We start from the raw sequence: 14,676 nt of genomic DNA, 5'->3' as shown, positions 1-14,676 counted from the left end.
TAGGGGCTGTGCTCACGCCCTGTAGATCCACTGCTCGGGCACCCGCACCGAGACCTCTTCGCCGGCCGCAATCACACCGGGCTTCTCGACCCAGCCGACAAGCCCGCGCAGCCGGCGCGACACTTTCGGGAACAGCAGCGAGCCGGCGTCGTGGTCGACCATGCCGGCATGCTCGGCGATCGAGCGACCGGCAACGCGGCACGGCGCGTTCTGTCCGTCGATCTTGATCGTCACGCCACCCTTAAAGAACAGCATGGTGCCCGAAGGTAGCATCGACAGCATCGGCAGGCCCTCGAGCAGGAGATTGGCGCCGATCCACTCCGGTTTGATCTCGGCAAGGCCCATGCGCTCGGCGACGATTGCCATCTCGTCGGGTGCGACGATCGACAGCTGCCGCTCGTTGCGCATCTCGGTGCCTCGCGGATACCACGGCTCGCGCCCGCCGGAGCGCCTGGTGTGACCAGCATGGACATCGCCGACGATGCCCTCGAAGGTCAGCGGCAGCGTTTCCACCGCCCAGGTGACGAAATGGTCTTCCGGCGCGGTGTAGACACCGGCAACGCGCGCCGCGAATTTGCGGCCCGGCAGGATTTCAGGTTCGCCTTCGCGATGCATGGTCGGGTCGAGCATCTCTAGCCTCTCGGTTTAGGACTGCTGCTTTGAACGGCATGACCCGGGAAATCCAGACAAAAAGCCTGATCCCGGCGATCATCCGAACTGATCGATCCCCTGGTCCACTCTTCACATCATGCGGACCAGCGCGCCGCCGATCGAGTAGCCGGCGCCGAAGGCGCAGATCAACCCGTGGTCGCCCGCCTTCATGTCCTCGTGGTTTTCCTTGAGCGCGATGACCGCACCGGCCGCCGCCGTGTTGCCCAGCCGCTCCAGCACCATCGGCGCCTTGTCGTGGTCGGCATCATGGCCGAGCGCCAGCTTCAGGATCATCGCGTTCATCCGCGCATTGGCCTGGTGCAGCCAGTAGCGCCTGATGTCGGACGGTGTCATGCCGTGGTCGGCGAGAAAGGCGGTGATGAAGCGATGCGCCGCATGGGTCACCTCCTTGAACACCTTGTTGCCGACCTGCTTGATCATGTTGCCCTCCATCTCGACGACGGAGGTGTTTTCCTGTCCGGCACGCAGCAGGAAGCCGAAATTGGTGCGGATATTGTTGGAGAACTGCGTCCAGTTGCGCGTGTCGAGCATCTCGAAGCGCCCCGGCCGGGTCTCCTTGGATCCAATTGCCTCGACGACCATCGCCACCGAGGCGTCGCCGAAGATGAAATGCGTCTGGCGGTCACGGAAATTGAGGTGCCCGGTGATGATCTCGGGCGTCACGATCAGCACGCGCTTCTGTCCGCCCGAGCGGACGAGATTGAAAGCGACGTGCAGGGCGGCCGCCGCCGACGAGCAGCCGAGGCTCATGTCGAATGCAGCACCCTCGATGCCGAGCTCCTTCTGGATCTCGATCGAGATCGCCGGATAAGGTCGCTGCTGGTGCGAGGCGGCGCAGATCACCATGTCGATGTCGGCGCCGGTGAGCCCGGCATGGGCGAGCGCCTCGCGTGCCGAGGCAACACCGAACTCGGCCTCGACCGAAAGGACGTCGTCGGCGCGCGGCGCGATGCGCGGCGTCATCCGCTCAGGGTCGAGAATGCCGTCGAGCGTGTGGACGTGCCGGTTCTTCACGCCGGAGGCATAGACGATGAAGTCGCTGTCCGATTTCTTGATCGGCTCCTGCCCTGCGGCTTCGCGCCTGATGTTCTCGATGTCGGCCCAGGCGTTGAAGCTCTCGACAAGTTCGTCGTTGCTGATCGTTGCCTGGGGAATTTCGACGCCGATGCCACTGATGATGACGCGATGCATAAGACCGTCCATGCCTGAATTTCCGCAGCATGCCCGATAGCAGTTACCGCTTCGGAAAAACCCATGCTCCAGCGACGAAAATGGAGCCATCGGGCCCCGGCGCATCCTGCCCCCGTCTCCAGCAGACTCGCCAAGTGCAGATTACGTCACATGGAGGCGTTCGAATACGCCCTGAACGCAACACTCGCCCCGATATTCCGCCCTATGCTCGTTGTGCCACCAGGAAGATCCTGGGAAAGCGCAACAGCACCTTGCCGTCGGCGGCGGGCGGATAGGCAGCGGCGATGCGCGCCGTGTAGGCGGCGAGATAGGCTTCGCGCTCGGCCGGTTCGAGCGGATCGACGAAGGGCTTGAGCCCCGTCCCCTTGACCCACTCGACGATCGCCGTGGCGTCCGCCAGCGGGTGGTTGTAAACGGTGTGCCAGATGTCGACCCGCGCCGACAGCGGCACGAGCAGGTCATAATATGAAACGACCGATGGCAATTGCGCGCGGGCGGCGCCCGCGATCCTGGCGGCGAAGGGCACTGCGGCTGCGGTCTCGCGCATCGCCATATGCGACGGCTCGCCGATATTGTCGGGCATCTGCACTGCGAGGTACCCGCCCGGGGCGAGCAGCGTCATCAGGCGTGCCAGAACGGCCTGATGGTCCGGCAGCCACTGGAACACGGCATTGGCGAAGATCACGTCGACGGGCTCGTCGGGCGTCCAGTCGCGCGCATTGGCGAGCTGGAACTCAACATCGGGCAGCCGACGCCTGGCCTGCTCGATCATGTCGGGCGACGTGTCGAAGCCGGAAACCGTCGAATCCGGCCAGCGCTCGACCAGAAGCTCGGTCGAATTGCCCGGCCCACAGCCGATGTCGACCACTCTTCTCGGCCGCTCCAGAGGGATTTGCGCCAGAAGGTCCCGGGACGGCCGCGTCCGCTCGTCCTCGAATTTGAGATATTGCGCGGCGGACCAGTCCTTCATGTCGGGGACTCCAGAAGCAATTCCGGGAAGTGCGAGGGCGTTTTCCGTCTCGCTACGCAAGGCAGCGGGCAGAAAACAAAAAACGCCCCGCTTTTTGGGCGGGGCGTTTTCTTGGTCTGTCAGCGCGTCAGGCGCTTGTGGCTCATCCGGTGCGGGGTGGCCGCATCGGCGCCGAGACGACGGATCTTGTCCTTCTCGTACTCTTCGAAGTTGCCTTCGAACCACTCGACATGCGCATCGCCTTCATAGGCCAGCATGTGGGTGGCCATGCGGTCGAGGAACATACGATCGTGGGAGATGATGACGGCGCAGCCGGCATATGCTTCCAATGCGTCTTCGAGCGCGCCCAGCGTCTCGGTGTCGAGATCGTTGGTCGGTTCGTCGAGCAGCAGGACGTTGCCGCCGTTCTTCAGCATCTTGGCGAGGTGGACGCGGTTGCGCTGACCACCCGACAGGTTGCCGACGCGCTGCTGCTGGTCGCCACCGCGGAAGTTGAACGACGAGCAATAGGCGCGGCTGTTCACTTCATGCTTGCCGAGCTTGATGACTTCGGCGCCGCCAGAAATCTCTTCCCAGACCGTCTTGGTCGGGTCGAGCGCATCGCGGCTCTGGTCGACATAACCGAGCTTGACGGTCTCGCCGACGCGGATCGTGCCGCTATCGGGCGTTTCCTGGCCGGTGATCATCCTGAACAGCGTGGTCTTGCCCGCGCCGTTGGGGCCGATGACGCCGACGATGCCGCCGGGCGGCAGCTTGAAGTTCAGGTTTTCGATCAAAAGCTCGTCGCCATAACCCTTGTTCACGCTATCGACCTCGATCACCACATTGCCGAGGCGTTCGCCGGCCGGGATGACGATCTGCGTGTCGGTCGGCTTGCGGTTCTGCGACTGCTCGACCAACTCCTCATAGGCCTTGATACGCGCCTTCGACTTGGTCTGGCGTGCCTTGGGCGAGGATGCGATCCACTCGCGCTCGCGCCAGATCGCCTTCTGGCGCGAATCGTCTTCGCGGCCTTCCTGGATCAGGCGCTTGGCCTTGGCGTCGAGATATTTGGTGTAGTTGCCCTCATAAGGGATGCCGCGGCCACGATCGAGTTCGAGGATCCAGCCGGTGACGTTGTCGAGGAAGTAGCGATCGTGGGTGATGATCAGCACCGAGCCTGGATAGTCGCGCAGGTGCTTTTCCAGCCAAGCCGTGGTCTCGGCGTCGAGATGGTTGGTCGGTTCGTCGAGCAGCAGAAGGTCGGGCTGTTCGAGCAGCAAGCGGCACAGCGCGATGCGGCGGCGTTCGCCACCCGACAGCTGGGTCACTTCAGAATCGCCGGGCGGGCACTGCAGGGCGTCCATAGCCATCTCGACCTGCTGTTCCAGGTCCCACAGGTTGAGACGATCCATCTCGTCCTGCAGCTTGGCGCCCTCGTCGGCGGTCTCGTCGGAGTAGTTCATCATCAGCTCGTTGTAGCGCTCGATGATGGCGGTCTTCTTGGAGACACCGTCCATGACGTTCTCGAACACGGTCTTGGCCGGGTCGAGATGCGGCTCCTGCGCCAGGTAGCCGACGGTGGCGCCGTCAGCCAGCCAGGCTTCGCCCGACCACTCCTTGTCGAGGCCGGCCATGATCTTGAGCACGGTCGACTTGCCCGCGCCGTTGGGGCCGAGGATGCCGATCTTGGCATCCGGGTAGAACGACAGGTTGAGGTTTTCCAGCACCTTCTTGGTGCCGTAGGACTTGGTCAGTCCCGACATGTGATAGATGAACTGGCGTGCCACGCGCGCGTATCCTGCTTCAGGTGAACGGAGATTTGCGCGCTATGTAGGCCATCCCACCCCAAACGGCAAATGCTTTCGGGGCGAACATCGCGATGACACGCGCGTCCGAACACTGTCAGGACACCACGCCTCGGTCGTGCCCGCGCCAACAGGCAAGAGGACCATCCAGATCACCTTGGTGGTATTCTTGCCAAGGCAATATCTAAGGTTGCCAATGCCTCCCATGGGACTACATTAATTTCGCTCGAAGGCTGATGGGGGATGCAATGCTCCGGTTAGGTCAGAAGTACCAGCACCTCGTTCACGGAACCGGCTGCAGCTGCTTCAGCCCCGAGATTCAGCAGGCATCGCGACGCCTCGAGGCCCTTACGCGACGCGGCTTCATGGCGGGCATGGGAGCAAGCTTTGCCGCTCTTGCCTCGCCTTCCCTGGCCCAGGCACCCGGCCCGTCACAAAAAACCCTGTTCAGGCAGGTCAGGCTGTTCGACGGCACCTCCGACACACTCAAGACTGGCGTTCAGGTCCTGGTCGAAGGCAACCGTGTCGCAGTGGTAGACACGAAAAACAGCGCAGCACCCTCCGACGCAACTGTCATCGACTGCGGCGATCGGGTGCTCATGCCGGGCCTGATCGACGCCCACTGGCATACGGTCTTTGCGGCGGTGCCGTTGAACGTACTGCTGGCGGGCGATCCGGGCATCATCTTCGCTGCCACCACCGCCGAGGCAGAGCGTACCTTGCTGCGCGGCTTCACCACGATCCGGGATTTGGGTGGTCCGGTTTTCTCGTTCAAACAGGCTGTCGACAGCGGCATCGTTCCGGGCCCACGCATCTTTCCCTGCGGAGCGATGATCACGACGACAGGAGGCCACGGCGATTTGCGCATGCCGACAGAGATCCCGCGAGATGGCAACCAGCTCAGCGTCGGCGAACTGATGGGAGCCAACGCGGTCGTCGATGGCATTCCCGACTTGAAGATGCGCATTCGCGAGCAGCTGATCCAGGGGGCATCGCAGATCAAGCTTGTCGGCGGTGGCGGGGTTTCGTCGCCGCGCAGCCCGCTCGACATGTCGACCTTTGCCGAAGACGAGATACGCGCTGCCGTCTCTGTGGCAAAAGACTGGAATACATACATCACCGTCCACGCCTATGCCCCCAACACCGTTCAGCGAGCGATCAACGCCGGAGCGGCCTGCGTCGAGCATGCGCACCTGATGGATGAGGCAACGGCAAAGCTCTTTGCCGAAAAAGACGTATGGCTCAGCATGCAGCCATTCCTCACCGTCGAGGATGCTGAGCCTCAGACCGGTCCAAGCGCGGAACGCATACAGCAGCTGTTCGCCGGCACTCCCAAGGTCTACGAGTTTGTTCGCAAGCACGGCATCAGGACCGCGTGGGGTTCCGACGTGCTGTTTTCGCCGGCAATGACCGCGCGCCAAAGCGTCATGTTCACCCATCTCAGCAATTTCTACACCAATGCCGAGGCACTGCGCATGGCAACTTCGGGCAATGCGGAGCTGCTGGCGCTGTCCAATCTGCGCAATCCCTATCCCGGCAAGCTCGGCGTGATCGAACCAGGCGCCCTCGCCGACATGCTCCTTCTGGACGGAAATCCGCTCGAAAATATCGACCTGATCAGCGAGCCAGGCAAGAACATGGTCGTGATCATGAAGGACGGCTTGATCCACAAGAACACGCTTGGCTGACCTCGAAATTCTCTTGCACAGTTCTCACCTGGACAGGCGCCAATACTGGCGCTGACCATGCGGCACCGTACCGTCGGATACCCCTGACGCAGGGATCTCAGGCCCCGAATGCCGGGCCTGCGATGTTTGGCGCAAACGCAAAGCAAAAATTAACCACATTTGTCCATCCTTTCTCCATCGTTCTGTCGAGTTGGGGACATTCCGGAAATCACGCACTGCGGTCGCCTCGCCGGCCGCACGATGTTGCGGGACAACTGGTCTGCTACGCGTTTTGAGTAAAATCGTTCGTCCACAATCCTTGCGCCGTCTGGTGCGCCCGTTTGTCATCGCTTGTGTCGGCACGGCTTTCGCCGGCATGGCGGCGTGGTCGATGGCCGGCATGGCCGCATTAAGCAATGTCAGCGCCTTCGATCCGGCCCACCTGGCGCCCAAGCCGCACGCGCAGCCGGTGATCGTCAGGCAGGCGCGGCTCACGGCCTATGTCAGCACCGACAAGGCATCGCGGCTCGCTGCCTCGACCAAGCCCTTGATATCCGCCAACGGCGCCAAGCCCGCCGCCATGGCCAGCCTAGCCGGCAGTCTGGGCAAATCAGCCCGCCATGCCACCGTAGCGGCTGCCGCGCCCGCAAACAGCAATGCCACCCGCTTCGACACCATAGCCAGCAAGGCTGATCTGAGCTCCAAGAAGCTCGCCAGCCTGTTCGCGGCCAGTTCCGTCGAACTGAAACAGCTTGCCGACGCCGCAGAGAGCGCCGATCAGCCGGTATCCTTGCCAGCTTCGGTCGCAGAGCGCCCGACCATCCTCGCTTATGCTGATCCGTCGCCTGGCGGCGCTGCCGACACTGCACTGTCGACCCTTCTGACCGGGTCTTCCGAAGAGGAACTCGCCGCGGCACAAGCTGAAGCAGAAGCGGCCGCCCTGCCCGACTATGCCGAAACCCCGTCGGCCGGCCCCCGTCCGGAACTCCGCCCCGAAGTCGCTGCCGCCGAGCCTGCAGATGTCGGCAAGGCGAACGCCCCCGATCCCGAGGTCAGTGCACCGAAGGTGGTCGAAAAGCCAGAAACCCGAAAGCCGCAAAAACTCGCCTATGCGCGCCCGGAAATTCCCGAGGACAAGCCGGGCAGCACGCTCGGCCAGTCGCTGCGCAGCCTGTTCGGCGGTAAGACCCGCGCCGGCAACGGCGTAGCGGTCTATGACATCAGCGCCGCCAAGGTCTACATGCCCGACGGCAGCGTGCTCGAGGCACATTCGGGCATCGGCAATATGGCCGACAACCCGCGCTACGTCCACGTCAAGATGAACGGCCCGACCCCGCCCCACACCTACAATCTCAAGATGCGCGAGAGCCGCTTCCACGGCGTCGAGGCGATCCGCATGCTGCCGGTCGACGGCAAGAACAAATATGGCCGCGACGGCTTCCTGACGCATAGCTATTTGCTGCGCGGCGGGCGCGAGGAGTCGCATGGCTGCGTCGCCTTCGCCGACTACAAGCGCTTCCTCACCGCCTTCAAGCAGGGCAAGGTCAAGCAGATGATCGTGGTGCCGAGCGGCGGCCGCGAGAGCTTCCGCCTGGCCTCGAACGGCAAGGCGATCTGAGGCAAGACCGCCCTCAAGCCGTCAGCGATGGACATCCGCAGGCGGCTATTTCATAGCTGAGCCATGAAAACCGAAACAAATCTGCTTCGGATGTCAATCGCCGTGACGTTCGTCGTCGCGCTGTTCGGCATCGTCTTCGGCGTCCTCAGCGGCTCCTTCTCCATCGCCTTCGACGGCGCCTATTCGCTCGCCGATGCGACGATGACCATCCTGGCGCTGATCGTCGCCCGCCTCATCACCAGCAATGCCACCCACAACCGACGCCTGCACAAGCGCTTCTCGTTTGGCTTCTGGCATCTCGAGCCCATCGTGCTCGGCCTGAACGGCATCGTGCTGATCAGCGTCTCCTGCTACGCGCTGATCAATGCTGTCGCCAACCTTTTGGCCGGCGGACATCATCTCGAATTCGATTTCGCCATCATCTATGCGGCCGTCACCCTTGCCGCATGCCTGACGATGGCGACCATCGGCAGCCGCGCCAACCGGACGATCCAGTCCGACTTCGTGGCGCTCGACGTCACCGCCTGGATGATGTCGGGCGGCATCACCGCGGCACTGTTGATCGCCTTCATCGGCGGCTGGCTAGTCGAAGGCTCAAAGCTTGCCTGGACAGCGCCTTATGTCGATCCGGCTGTGCTCGCGCTTGTCTGCCTGGTCATCATCCCGATGCCCATCGGCACAATTCGCCAGGCCTTCTCCGACATTCTGCTGATCACGCCCGAGGCGCTCAAGGCACATGTCGACGAGGTCGCACGGGCAACGGTGAAGAAGCACGGCTTCGTCTCATACCGCGCCTATGTCGCCAAGGTCGGCCGCCTGATGCAGGTCGAGCTCTATTTCATCGTCCCGCCCGGCCTGCCCGCCAGGACCATCGAGGAATGGGACGCCCTGCGCAACGAGATTGGCAACGAACTCGGCGACGAAGGCCCCGACCGCTGGCTGACGATCGCCTTCACCGCCGACAGGGAATGGGCGGAGTAAGCCTCCGCCCTTCTGTTACACCTTGATGCGCCAGCCAGTCCTGAAGATCCACCAGACGGCGGCAAGGCAGGCCGCCAGGAACACCAGCGTCATGCCGAGGCTGATGCCGACATTGACGTCGGAGACGCCGAAGAAGCTCCAGCGGAAGCCGCTCACCAGATAGACCACCGGATTGAACAGCGACACCGTGCGCCAGAACGGCGGCAGCATGTCGATAGAGTAGAAGCTGCCGCCCAGGAAGGTCAGCGGGGTGACGATCAGCAGCGGCACCAGCTGCAATTGCTCGAAGCTGCGCGCCCAGATGCCGATGATGAAGCCGAACAAGCTGAAGGTTACCGCCGTCAGCACCAAAAACAGCAGCATCCAGACCGGATGCTGGACCTGCAGCGGAACGAACAGGGCCGCGGTGGCAAGGATGATCACGCCTAAAATGATCGACTTGGACGCCGCCGCCCCGACATAGGCGATGACGATCTCCAGATAGGACACCGGCGCCGACAAAAGCTCGTAGATGGTGCCGACGAATTTCGGGAAGTAGATGCCGAACGATGCGTTGGAAATGCTCTGGGTCAACAGCGACAGCATGACCAGGCCGGGCACTATGAAGGCGCCATAGCTGATGCCGTTGATCTCGCTGATGCGCGAGCCGATGGCCGCACCAAAGACGACGAAATAGAGCGAGGTCGAGATGACCGGCGAGACAATGCTCTGCAGCAGCGTGCGCCACGTACGCGCCATTTCGAACAGATAGATTGCGCGGATCGCGTAAAAATTCATCGCCGTTCACTCACCAGATTGACGAAGATCTCTTCCAGCGAGCTCTGCTTGGTCTGCAGGTCGCGGAAGCGGATTCCGGCGTCGTTGAGGTCCTTGAGCAGGGCCGTGATGCCCGTCCGCTCGCCTTGGGTGTCGTAGGTGTAGATGAGCTCGTTGCCGTCCTCGGACAGTTCGAGCCCGTGGCTCGAAAGCGCCGGCGGCACCTGCTCCAGCGGCTGCTGCAGCTGCAGCGTCAGTTGCTTGCGGCCAAGCTTGCGCATCAGCTCGGCCTTTTCCTCGACCAGGATGATCTCGCCATGGCTGATCACGCCGACGCGGTCGGCCATCTGCTCGGCTTCTTCGATATAGTGCGTGGTCAGGATGATCGTAACGCCGGTTTCGCGCAGCAGGCGCACCACCTCCCACATGTCCCGCCGGAGCTCGACATCGACACCTGCCGTGGGTTCGTCGAGGAACAGAATCTGCGGTTCATGCGACAGCGCCTTGGCAATCATCACGCGGCGCTTCATGCCGCCCGACAAGGTGATGATCTTGTTGTCCTTCTTGTCCCACAGGGAGAGGTCCTTGAGGATCTTTTCGATGTGGGCCGGATTGGCCGGCTTGCCGAACAGGCCGCGGCTGAAGCTCACCGTCGCCCACACCGTCTCGAAGGCGTCGGTCGTCAGCTCCTGCGGCACCAGGCCGATCAGCGTACGCGCCGCACGATAGTCACGAACGATGTCGTGGCCATCGGCCAGTACGGTGCCCGAAGTCGGATTGACGATGCCGCAGATGACGCTGATTAGCGTCGTCTTGCCGGCACCATTGGGCCCGAGCAGCGCAAAAATCTCGCCGCGGCGAATGTCCAGATTGATGTTCTTCAGCGCCGAAAAGCCCGACGCATAGGTCTTGGAAAGATTGGAAACGGAAATAATCGGCTGCATGACGATCATCACTTCAGCTGGGAATGGTACGGAAAATCGCGAAAAATGCCGGCGAGGGCGGCCGGTTCTAAGGTTAGCGCAATATATGAGCTGGCTTCCGCCGAACAAGGGACGTCGTGACAACTCCTGACATTGTCCCTGTGCACCACGGTTCGCCGGCCTTGACGGGCGCACCTGACATCCCCGACAGTCCGCACCGGGGGAGACAGCAATGCCGTTCGACACCACCACCACGCTTGCCTCCCCGACCGGGGCAAAACTCAATCTTTATGTCAGGCCCGCCGACACCCCTGCCCGTGCCGTCGTCCAGATCAACCACGGCCTCGCCGAGCATGGCGCGCGCTACGCCCGTTTCGCCGATTTCCTTGCCGCGCGCGGCTGCCATGTCTATGCACACGACCATCGCGGCCATGGTGCGACAACTGCCCCCGATGCGCCCAAGGGCCGTTTCGCCGGCAAGAACGGCTTTGATATCGTGGTAGCCGACATCGCGGCGATCCACGACCATATCGCCGGAAAGCATCCCGATCTGCAGGTGGTCGTCTTCGGTCATTCGATGGGCGGGCTGATCGCGCTCAATTTCGTCCTGCGCCACTCCGAACGCGTTGCTGCTGCCGCGATATGGAACGCCAATTTCTCCGCCGGCATACTTGGCCGCCTGGCGCAGGCGATCCTCGCCTTCGAGCGCTTCCGGCTGGGCTCGGACGTGCCCTCCCGCATGCTGCCCAAACTGACCTTCGGCGACTGGGCCAGGAAGATTCCCAACCGACGCACCGAATTCGACTGGCTGTCGCGCGATGTCTCAGAGGTCGACGCCTATGTCGCCGATCCGCTCTGCGGTTGGGATGCGTCGGTGTCGATGTGGATCGACGTCTTCGACCTCGTCTTCGCCGGTGCCGACGACGGCAACTTCGCCGGCGTGCGCAGGGATTTGCCGTTCAATCTGGTCGGCGGTCAGCGTGATCCCGCCACCGATGGCGGCAAGGCTGTCGAGGCGCTCGCCGGGCGGCTGCGCCGGATGGGCTTTTCGAATCTCGTTTCAAAGGTTTATCCCGAGACCCGCCACGAAAGCCTGAACGAGATCAACCGCGAACCCATCATGGCCGATTTCGCCGGTTGGCTCGACCGGACCCTTCCCCGGTGAATGGCAGGGCTGGCCCAGTCCAACGCTGTGGCGGCCAATCGGGACTCCTGTTAGAGCCAATTGTGTACAATCTGTTGAAATGACATCTGGTGCCTCATGAGCAATCCGCCTCTTCACGGAATCCGCGTCATCGAACTTGCCCGCATCCTTGCCGGTCCCTGGGCCGGGCAATTGCTGGCGGACCTCGGGGCTGATGTCATCAAGGTCGAAAATCCTGACGGCGGCGACGACACCCGCAAATGGGGCCCGCCTTTCGTCACCTCGCATGACGGCGAAAACCTTTCGGCGGCCTATTATCATTCCTGCAACCGCGGCAAGCGCTCGATCGCGCTCGACTTCTCGACGCCGGAAGGGGCCGAGATCGTGCGCAAGCTGGTCGCAGGCGCCGACGTGCTGATTGAGAACTTCAAGCTCGGCGGCCTGAAGAAATACGGCCTCGACTATGACAGCCTGAAGAAGATCAATCCGAAGCTGGTCTATTGCTCGATCACAGGCTTCGGCCAGGACGGACCCTACGCCCCCCGCGCCGGCTACGACTTCATCGTCCAGGGCATGTCCGGACTGATGTCGATCACCGGCCCCGCCGGTGGCGAGCCGCAGAAGGTCGGCGTCGCCGTCACCGACATATTCACCGGGCTCTACTCCGTCATCGCCATCCAGGCGGCACTGCGTCACGCCGAGGCCACCGGCCAGGGCCAGCATGTCGACATGGCGCTGTTCGACGCCCAGATGTCGGTGCTCGCCAACCAGAACCTGAACTACCTCGTCTCGGGCAACTCGCCGGTGCAGATGGGCAATGCCCACCCCAACATCTCGCCCTACGAGGTGTTGCCGGTGCGCGACGGGCACTTCATCCTTGCTGTCGGCAATGACGGCCAGTTCCAGAAATTCTGCGCCATCGTCGGGCTCGAAGCCATCGCCACCGACCCGCTCTTCGCCACCAACTCGGCCCGCGTCGCCAACCGCGTCGCGCTGCGCGAAAAGATCGTCGCAGCCCTGGCCGGCTTCGGCCGCGAAGAGTTGCTGGCAAAGCTCGAGGCTGCGGGGGTGCCGGCAAGCCCGATCAACACCATCGGCCAGGCTTTCGCCGATCCGCAGGCGATCGCGCGCGGCATGCGCTTGGACCTCGACGACGGCCTCGGCAACAGGCTGCCGTCGGTGCGCGCGCCGATGGTGATGTCGGAGACGCCGCTTGCCTATGACCGCCCGTCGCCGCGCCTCGGGCAACACACCGCTGAGATCCTTGCCGAACTGGAGAAGACTGCGAAATGAAGACCGGCGGAAAACTGATCGTCGAGGCGCTCGAGGCCAATGGCGTCGACCGCATCTATTGCGTGCCGGGCGAATCCTATCTGGCCGTGCTCGATGCCCTGCATGATTCCAGGGTCCAGAGCATCGTCTGCCGCCAGGAAGGCGGTGCCGCGATGATGGCCGACTGCCACGGCCGCCTCACCGGCAAGCCAGGAATCTGCTTCGTCACCCGCGGTCCCGGCGCCACCAATGCGTCGGCCGGTGTTCATATCGCCATGCAGGATTCGATCCCAATGATCCTGTTCATCGGCCAGGTGGCGAGCCACGCCAAGGAGCGCGAGGCCTTCCAGGAGGTCAATTACCGCCGCTTCTTCGGCGACATCGCCAAATGGGTTGTCGAGATCGACGACGCCGCGCGCATTCCCGAGCTGCTCACCCGCGCCTTTTCGGTGGCGACGTCGGGCCGTCCCGGCCCGGTCGTCATCTCGTTGCCCGAGGACATGCTGACCAGCGAAGTCGAGGCACCTGTCGCCCTTCCCGCCGTACAAGTGGAAACCCATCCTGGCGAGGCCGAGCTGGACCGGGTCGAGGCGCTGCTCAACGCAGCCAAGCGCCCGTTTGTCATCCTCGGCGGCACGCGCTGGGACCAGCGCCTGGCCTTCGATGACATTCAGGCGATATCAGAGAAATGGTCGCTGCCGGTCGGCGTCTCGTTCCGGCGCCAGATGCTGTTCGACCACCTGCACGCCAACTATGCCGGCGATGTCGGCATCGGCATCAATCCAAAACTCGCCACGCGCATCAAGGAAGCCGACCTCGTGCTGCTGATCGGCGGCCGCTTCGGCGAAATGCCGTCGTCCGACTACACGTTGCTCAAGAGCCCCTATCCGGACCAGCAGCTCGTCCACGTCCATGCCGATCCGGACGAGCTCGGCCGCGTCTACCGGCCAACGATCGCCATCAACGCCTCGCCGGCCGCTTTCGTGCGAGCTTTCGCCAGGCGCAAGGGTCCAGCAGTACCAGGCTGGGCCGAGGAGACGAAAAAGGCGCATGCTGACTATCTCGCCTGGTCGACCCCGCCGCTCACCGGCCCCGGCCCCGTGCAGATGGGCCCGATCATGAACTGGCTGGAAAAGGTGCTGCCCGAGGACGCCATCCTCACCAATGGCGCCGGCAACTACGCCACCTGGGTGCACCGTTTCCACCGCTTCCGCCGCTACGGCACGCAGGCAGCGCCGACCTCCGGCTCGATGGGCTATGGCACACCGGCAGCGGTTGCCGCCAAGGGCCTGTTCCCGGAGCGGGAGGTCATCGCCTTTGCCGGCGACGGCTGCTTCATGATGAACGGCCAGGAATTCGCCACCGCCGTGCAATACGGCCTGCCGATCATCGTGATCGTCGTCAACAACGGCATCTACGGCACCATCCGCATGCACCAGGAGCGCGAATATCCTGGCCGCGTCGAGGCAACCGACCTCAAGAACCCTGACTTCGCAGCCCTTGCCCGTGCCTATGGCGGCCATGGCGAGACGGTGCGCGAGACCGACGAGTTCGCCGCAGCCTTCGAACGCGCACGCGCCAGCGGCAAGCCGTCGATCATCGAGATCAAGCTCGATCCCGAAGCGATCACGCCGACGCGCACGCTGAGTGACATCAGGGACAAGCGCTGAGCATTGCATTGGGACAAGGGAGACC

12 protein-coding genes are annotated in these 14,676 nt (G+C 63.1%); 6 read left to right on the top strand and 6 right to left on the bottom strand.

What is annotated here, in order from left to right; all coding sequences use genetic code 11:
• Positions 1-12: 12 nt before the first annotated feature.
• The 4 genes from IG197_RS24655 to ettA form a co-directional block, all read right to left on the bottom strand.
• Positions 13-630, bottom strand: coding sequence for an MOSC domain-containing protein (locus IG197_RS24655; RefSeq protein WP_192315514.1), 618 nt, complete (start codon positions 628-630; stop codon positions 13-15).
• A 111-nt stretch (positions 631-741) separates the two neighbouring features.
• Complete coding sequence (locus IG197_RS24650) at positions 742-1,863, bottom strand: beta-ketoacyl-ACP synthase III (RefSeq protein ID WP_192319956.1); 1,122 nt, start codon at positions 1,861-1,863, stop codon at positions 742-744.
• Between the two features lie 202 nt (positions 1,864-2,065).
• Positions 2,066-2,833 carry a trans-aconitate 2-methyltransferase gene (gene tam, locus IG197_RS24645; protein ID WP_192315513.1) on the bottom strand — a complete coding sequence of 256 codons (768 nt, stop codon included), beginning with the start codon at positions 2,831-2,833 and terminating at the stop codon, positions 2,066-2,068.
• Between the two features lie 119 nt (positions 2,834-2,952).
• Complete coding sequence (gene ettA / locus IG197_RS24640; RefSeq protein WP_067960305.1) at positions 2,953-4,602, bottom strand: energy-dependent translational throttle protein EttA; 1,650 nt, start codon at positions 4,600-4,602, stop codon at positions 2,953-2,955.
• Positions 4,603-4,868: 266 nt separating this feature from the next.
• On the opposite strand from ettA, the gene IG197_RS24635 reads away from it, so the two are divergent.
• From IG197_RS24635 to IG197_RS24625, 3 genes are all read left to right on the top strand, one after another.
• Positions 4,869-6,308: an amidohydrolase family protein gene (locus tag IG197_RS24635; protein ID WP_192315511.1), complete on the top strand. Its 1,440-nt coding sequence runs from the start codon at positions 4,869-4,871 to the stop codon at positions 6,306-6,308.
• A 310-nt stretch (positions 6,309-6,618) separates the two neighbouring features.
• A complete protein-coding gene (locus tag IG197_RS24630; RefSeq protein ID WP_246765239.1) occupies positions 6,619-7,905 on the top strand; it encodes a tlde1 domain-containing protein in 1,287 nt (428 codons plus the stop codon).
• Between the two features lie 63 nt (positions 7,906-7,968).
• Entirely contained in the window at positions 7,969-8,886 is a 918-nt protein-coding gene (locus IG197_RS24625) for a cation diffusion facilitator family transporter (RefSeq protein ID WP_192315509.1), read from the top strand.
• A 15-nt stretch (positions 8,887-8,901) separates the two neighbouring features.
• On the opposite strand, the gene IG197_RS24620 is transcribed toward IG197_RS24625, so the two are convergent.
• Together IG197_RS24620 and IG197_RS24615 are read right to left on the bottom strand one after the other, a co-directional pair.
• Positions 8,902-9,663 carry an ABC transporter permease gene (locus IG197_RS24620; protein WP_154386318.1) on the bottom strand — a complete coding sequence of 254 codons (762 nt, stop codon included), beginning with the start codon at positions 9,661-9,663 and terminating at the stop codon, positions 8,902-8,904.
• The gene (locus IG197_RS24615; RefSeq protein ID WP_067966320.1) at positions 9,660-10,586 is read right to left on the bottom strand and encodes an ABC transporter ATP-binding protein; all 927 of its coding nucleotides are present in this window, start codon (positions 10,584-10,586) and stop codon (positions 9,660-9,662) included. The genes IG197_RS24620 and IG197_RS24615 overlap by 4 nt, the downstream gene beginning before the upstream one ends.
• Before the next feature lie 211 nt (positions 10,587-10,797).
• Here IG197_RS24615 and IG197_RS24610 point away from each other — a divergent pair, with 211 nt between their 5' ends.
• The 3 genes from IG197_RS24610 to IG197_RS24600 all read left to right on the top strand — a co-directional run bounded on the left by IG197_RS24610 (position 10,798) and on the right by IG197_RS24600 (position 14,651).
• Positions 10,798-11,730 (top strand): alpha/beta fold hydrolase, encoded by a 933-nt coding sequence (locus IG197_RS24610; protein ID WP_192315507.1) that lies wholly within the window; start codon positions 10,798-10,800, stop codon positions 11,728-11,730.
• A 96-nt stretch (positions 11,731-11,826) separates the two neighbouring features.
• Complete coding sequence (locus IG197_RS24605; protein ID WP_067960299.1) at positions 11,827-13,002, top strand: CaiB/BaiF CoA-transferase family protein; 1,176 nt, start codon at positions 11,827-11,829, stop codon at positions 13,000-13,002.
• Entirely contained in the window at positions 12,999-14,651 is a 1,653-nt protein-coding gene (locus IG197_RS24600) for a thiamine pyrophosphate-binding protein (protein WP_192315506.1), read from the top strand. The genes IG197_RS24605 and IG197_RS24600 overlap by 4 nt, the downstream gene beginning before the upstream one ends.
• The last annotated feature ends 25 nt before the right edge of the window (positions 14,652-14,676 follow it).

This window comes from Aminobacter sp. SR38, from assembly GCF_014843375.1.
Taxonomy (GTDB): Bacteria; Pseudomonadota; Alphaproteobacteria; order Rhizobiales; family Rhizobiaceae; genus Aminobacter; species Aminobacter ciceronei.
This window is presented reverse-complemented; position numbering and strand designations above follow the sequence as displayed.

Bases quoted from the DNA above. Each gene is read 5' to 3' on its own strand.
- IG197_RS24605 (WP_067960299.1), top strand. From the start codon at position 11,827: ATGAGCAATCCGCCTCTTCACGGAATCCGCGTCATCGAACTTGCCCGC.
- IG197_RS24655 (WP_192315514.1), bottom strand. From the start codon at position 630: ATGCTCGACCCGACCATGCATCGCGAAGGCGAACCTGAAATCCTGCCG.
- IG197_RS24625 (WP_192315509.1), top strand. From the start codon at position 7,969: ATGAAAACCGAAACAAATCTGCTTCGGATGTCAATCGCCGTGACGTTC.
- tam (WP_192315513.1), bottom strand. From the start codon at position 2,833: ATGAAGGACTGGTCCGCCGCGCAATATCTCAAATTCGAGGACGAGCGG.
- IG197_RS24635 (WP_192315511.1), top strand. From the start codon at position 4,869: ATGCTCCGGTTAGGTCAGAAGTACCAGCACCTCGTTCACGGAACCGGC.
- IG197_RS24650 (WP_192319956.1), bottom strand. From the start codon at position 1,863: ATGCATCGCGTCATCATCAGTGGCATCGGCGTCGAAATTCCCCAGGCA.
- IG197_RS24610 (WP_192315507.1), top strand. From the start codon at position 10,798: ATGCCGTTCGACACCACCACCACGCTTGCCTCCCCGACCGGGGCAAAA.
- IG197_RS24600 (WP_192315506.1), top strand. From the start codon at position 12,999: ATGAAGACCGGCGGAAAACTGATCGTCGAGGCGCTCGAGGCCAATGGC.
- IG197_RS24620 (WP_154386318.1), bottom strand. From the start codon at position 9,663: ATGAATTTTTACGCGATCCGCGCAATCTATCTGTTCGAAATGGCGCGT.
- IG197_RS24615 (WP_067966320.1), bottom strand. From the start codon at position 10,586: ATGCAGCCGATTATTTCCGTTTCCAATCTTTCCAAGACCTATGCGTCG.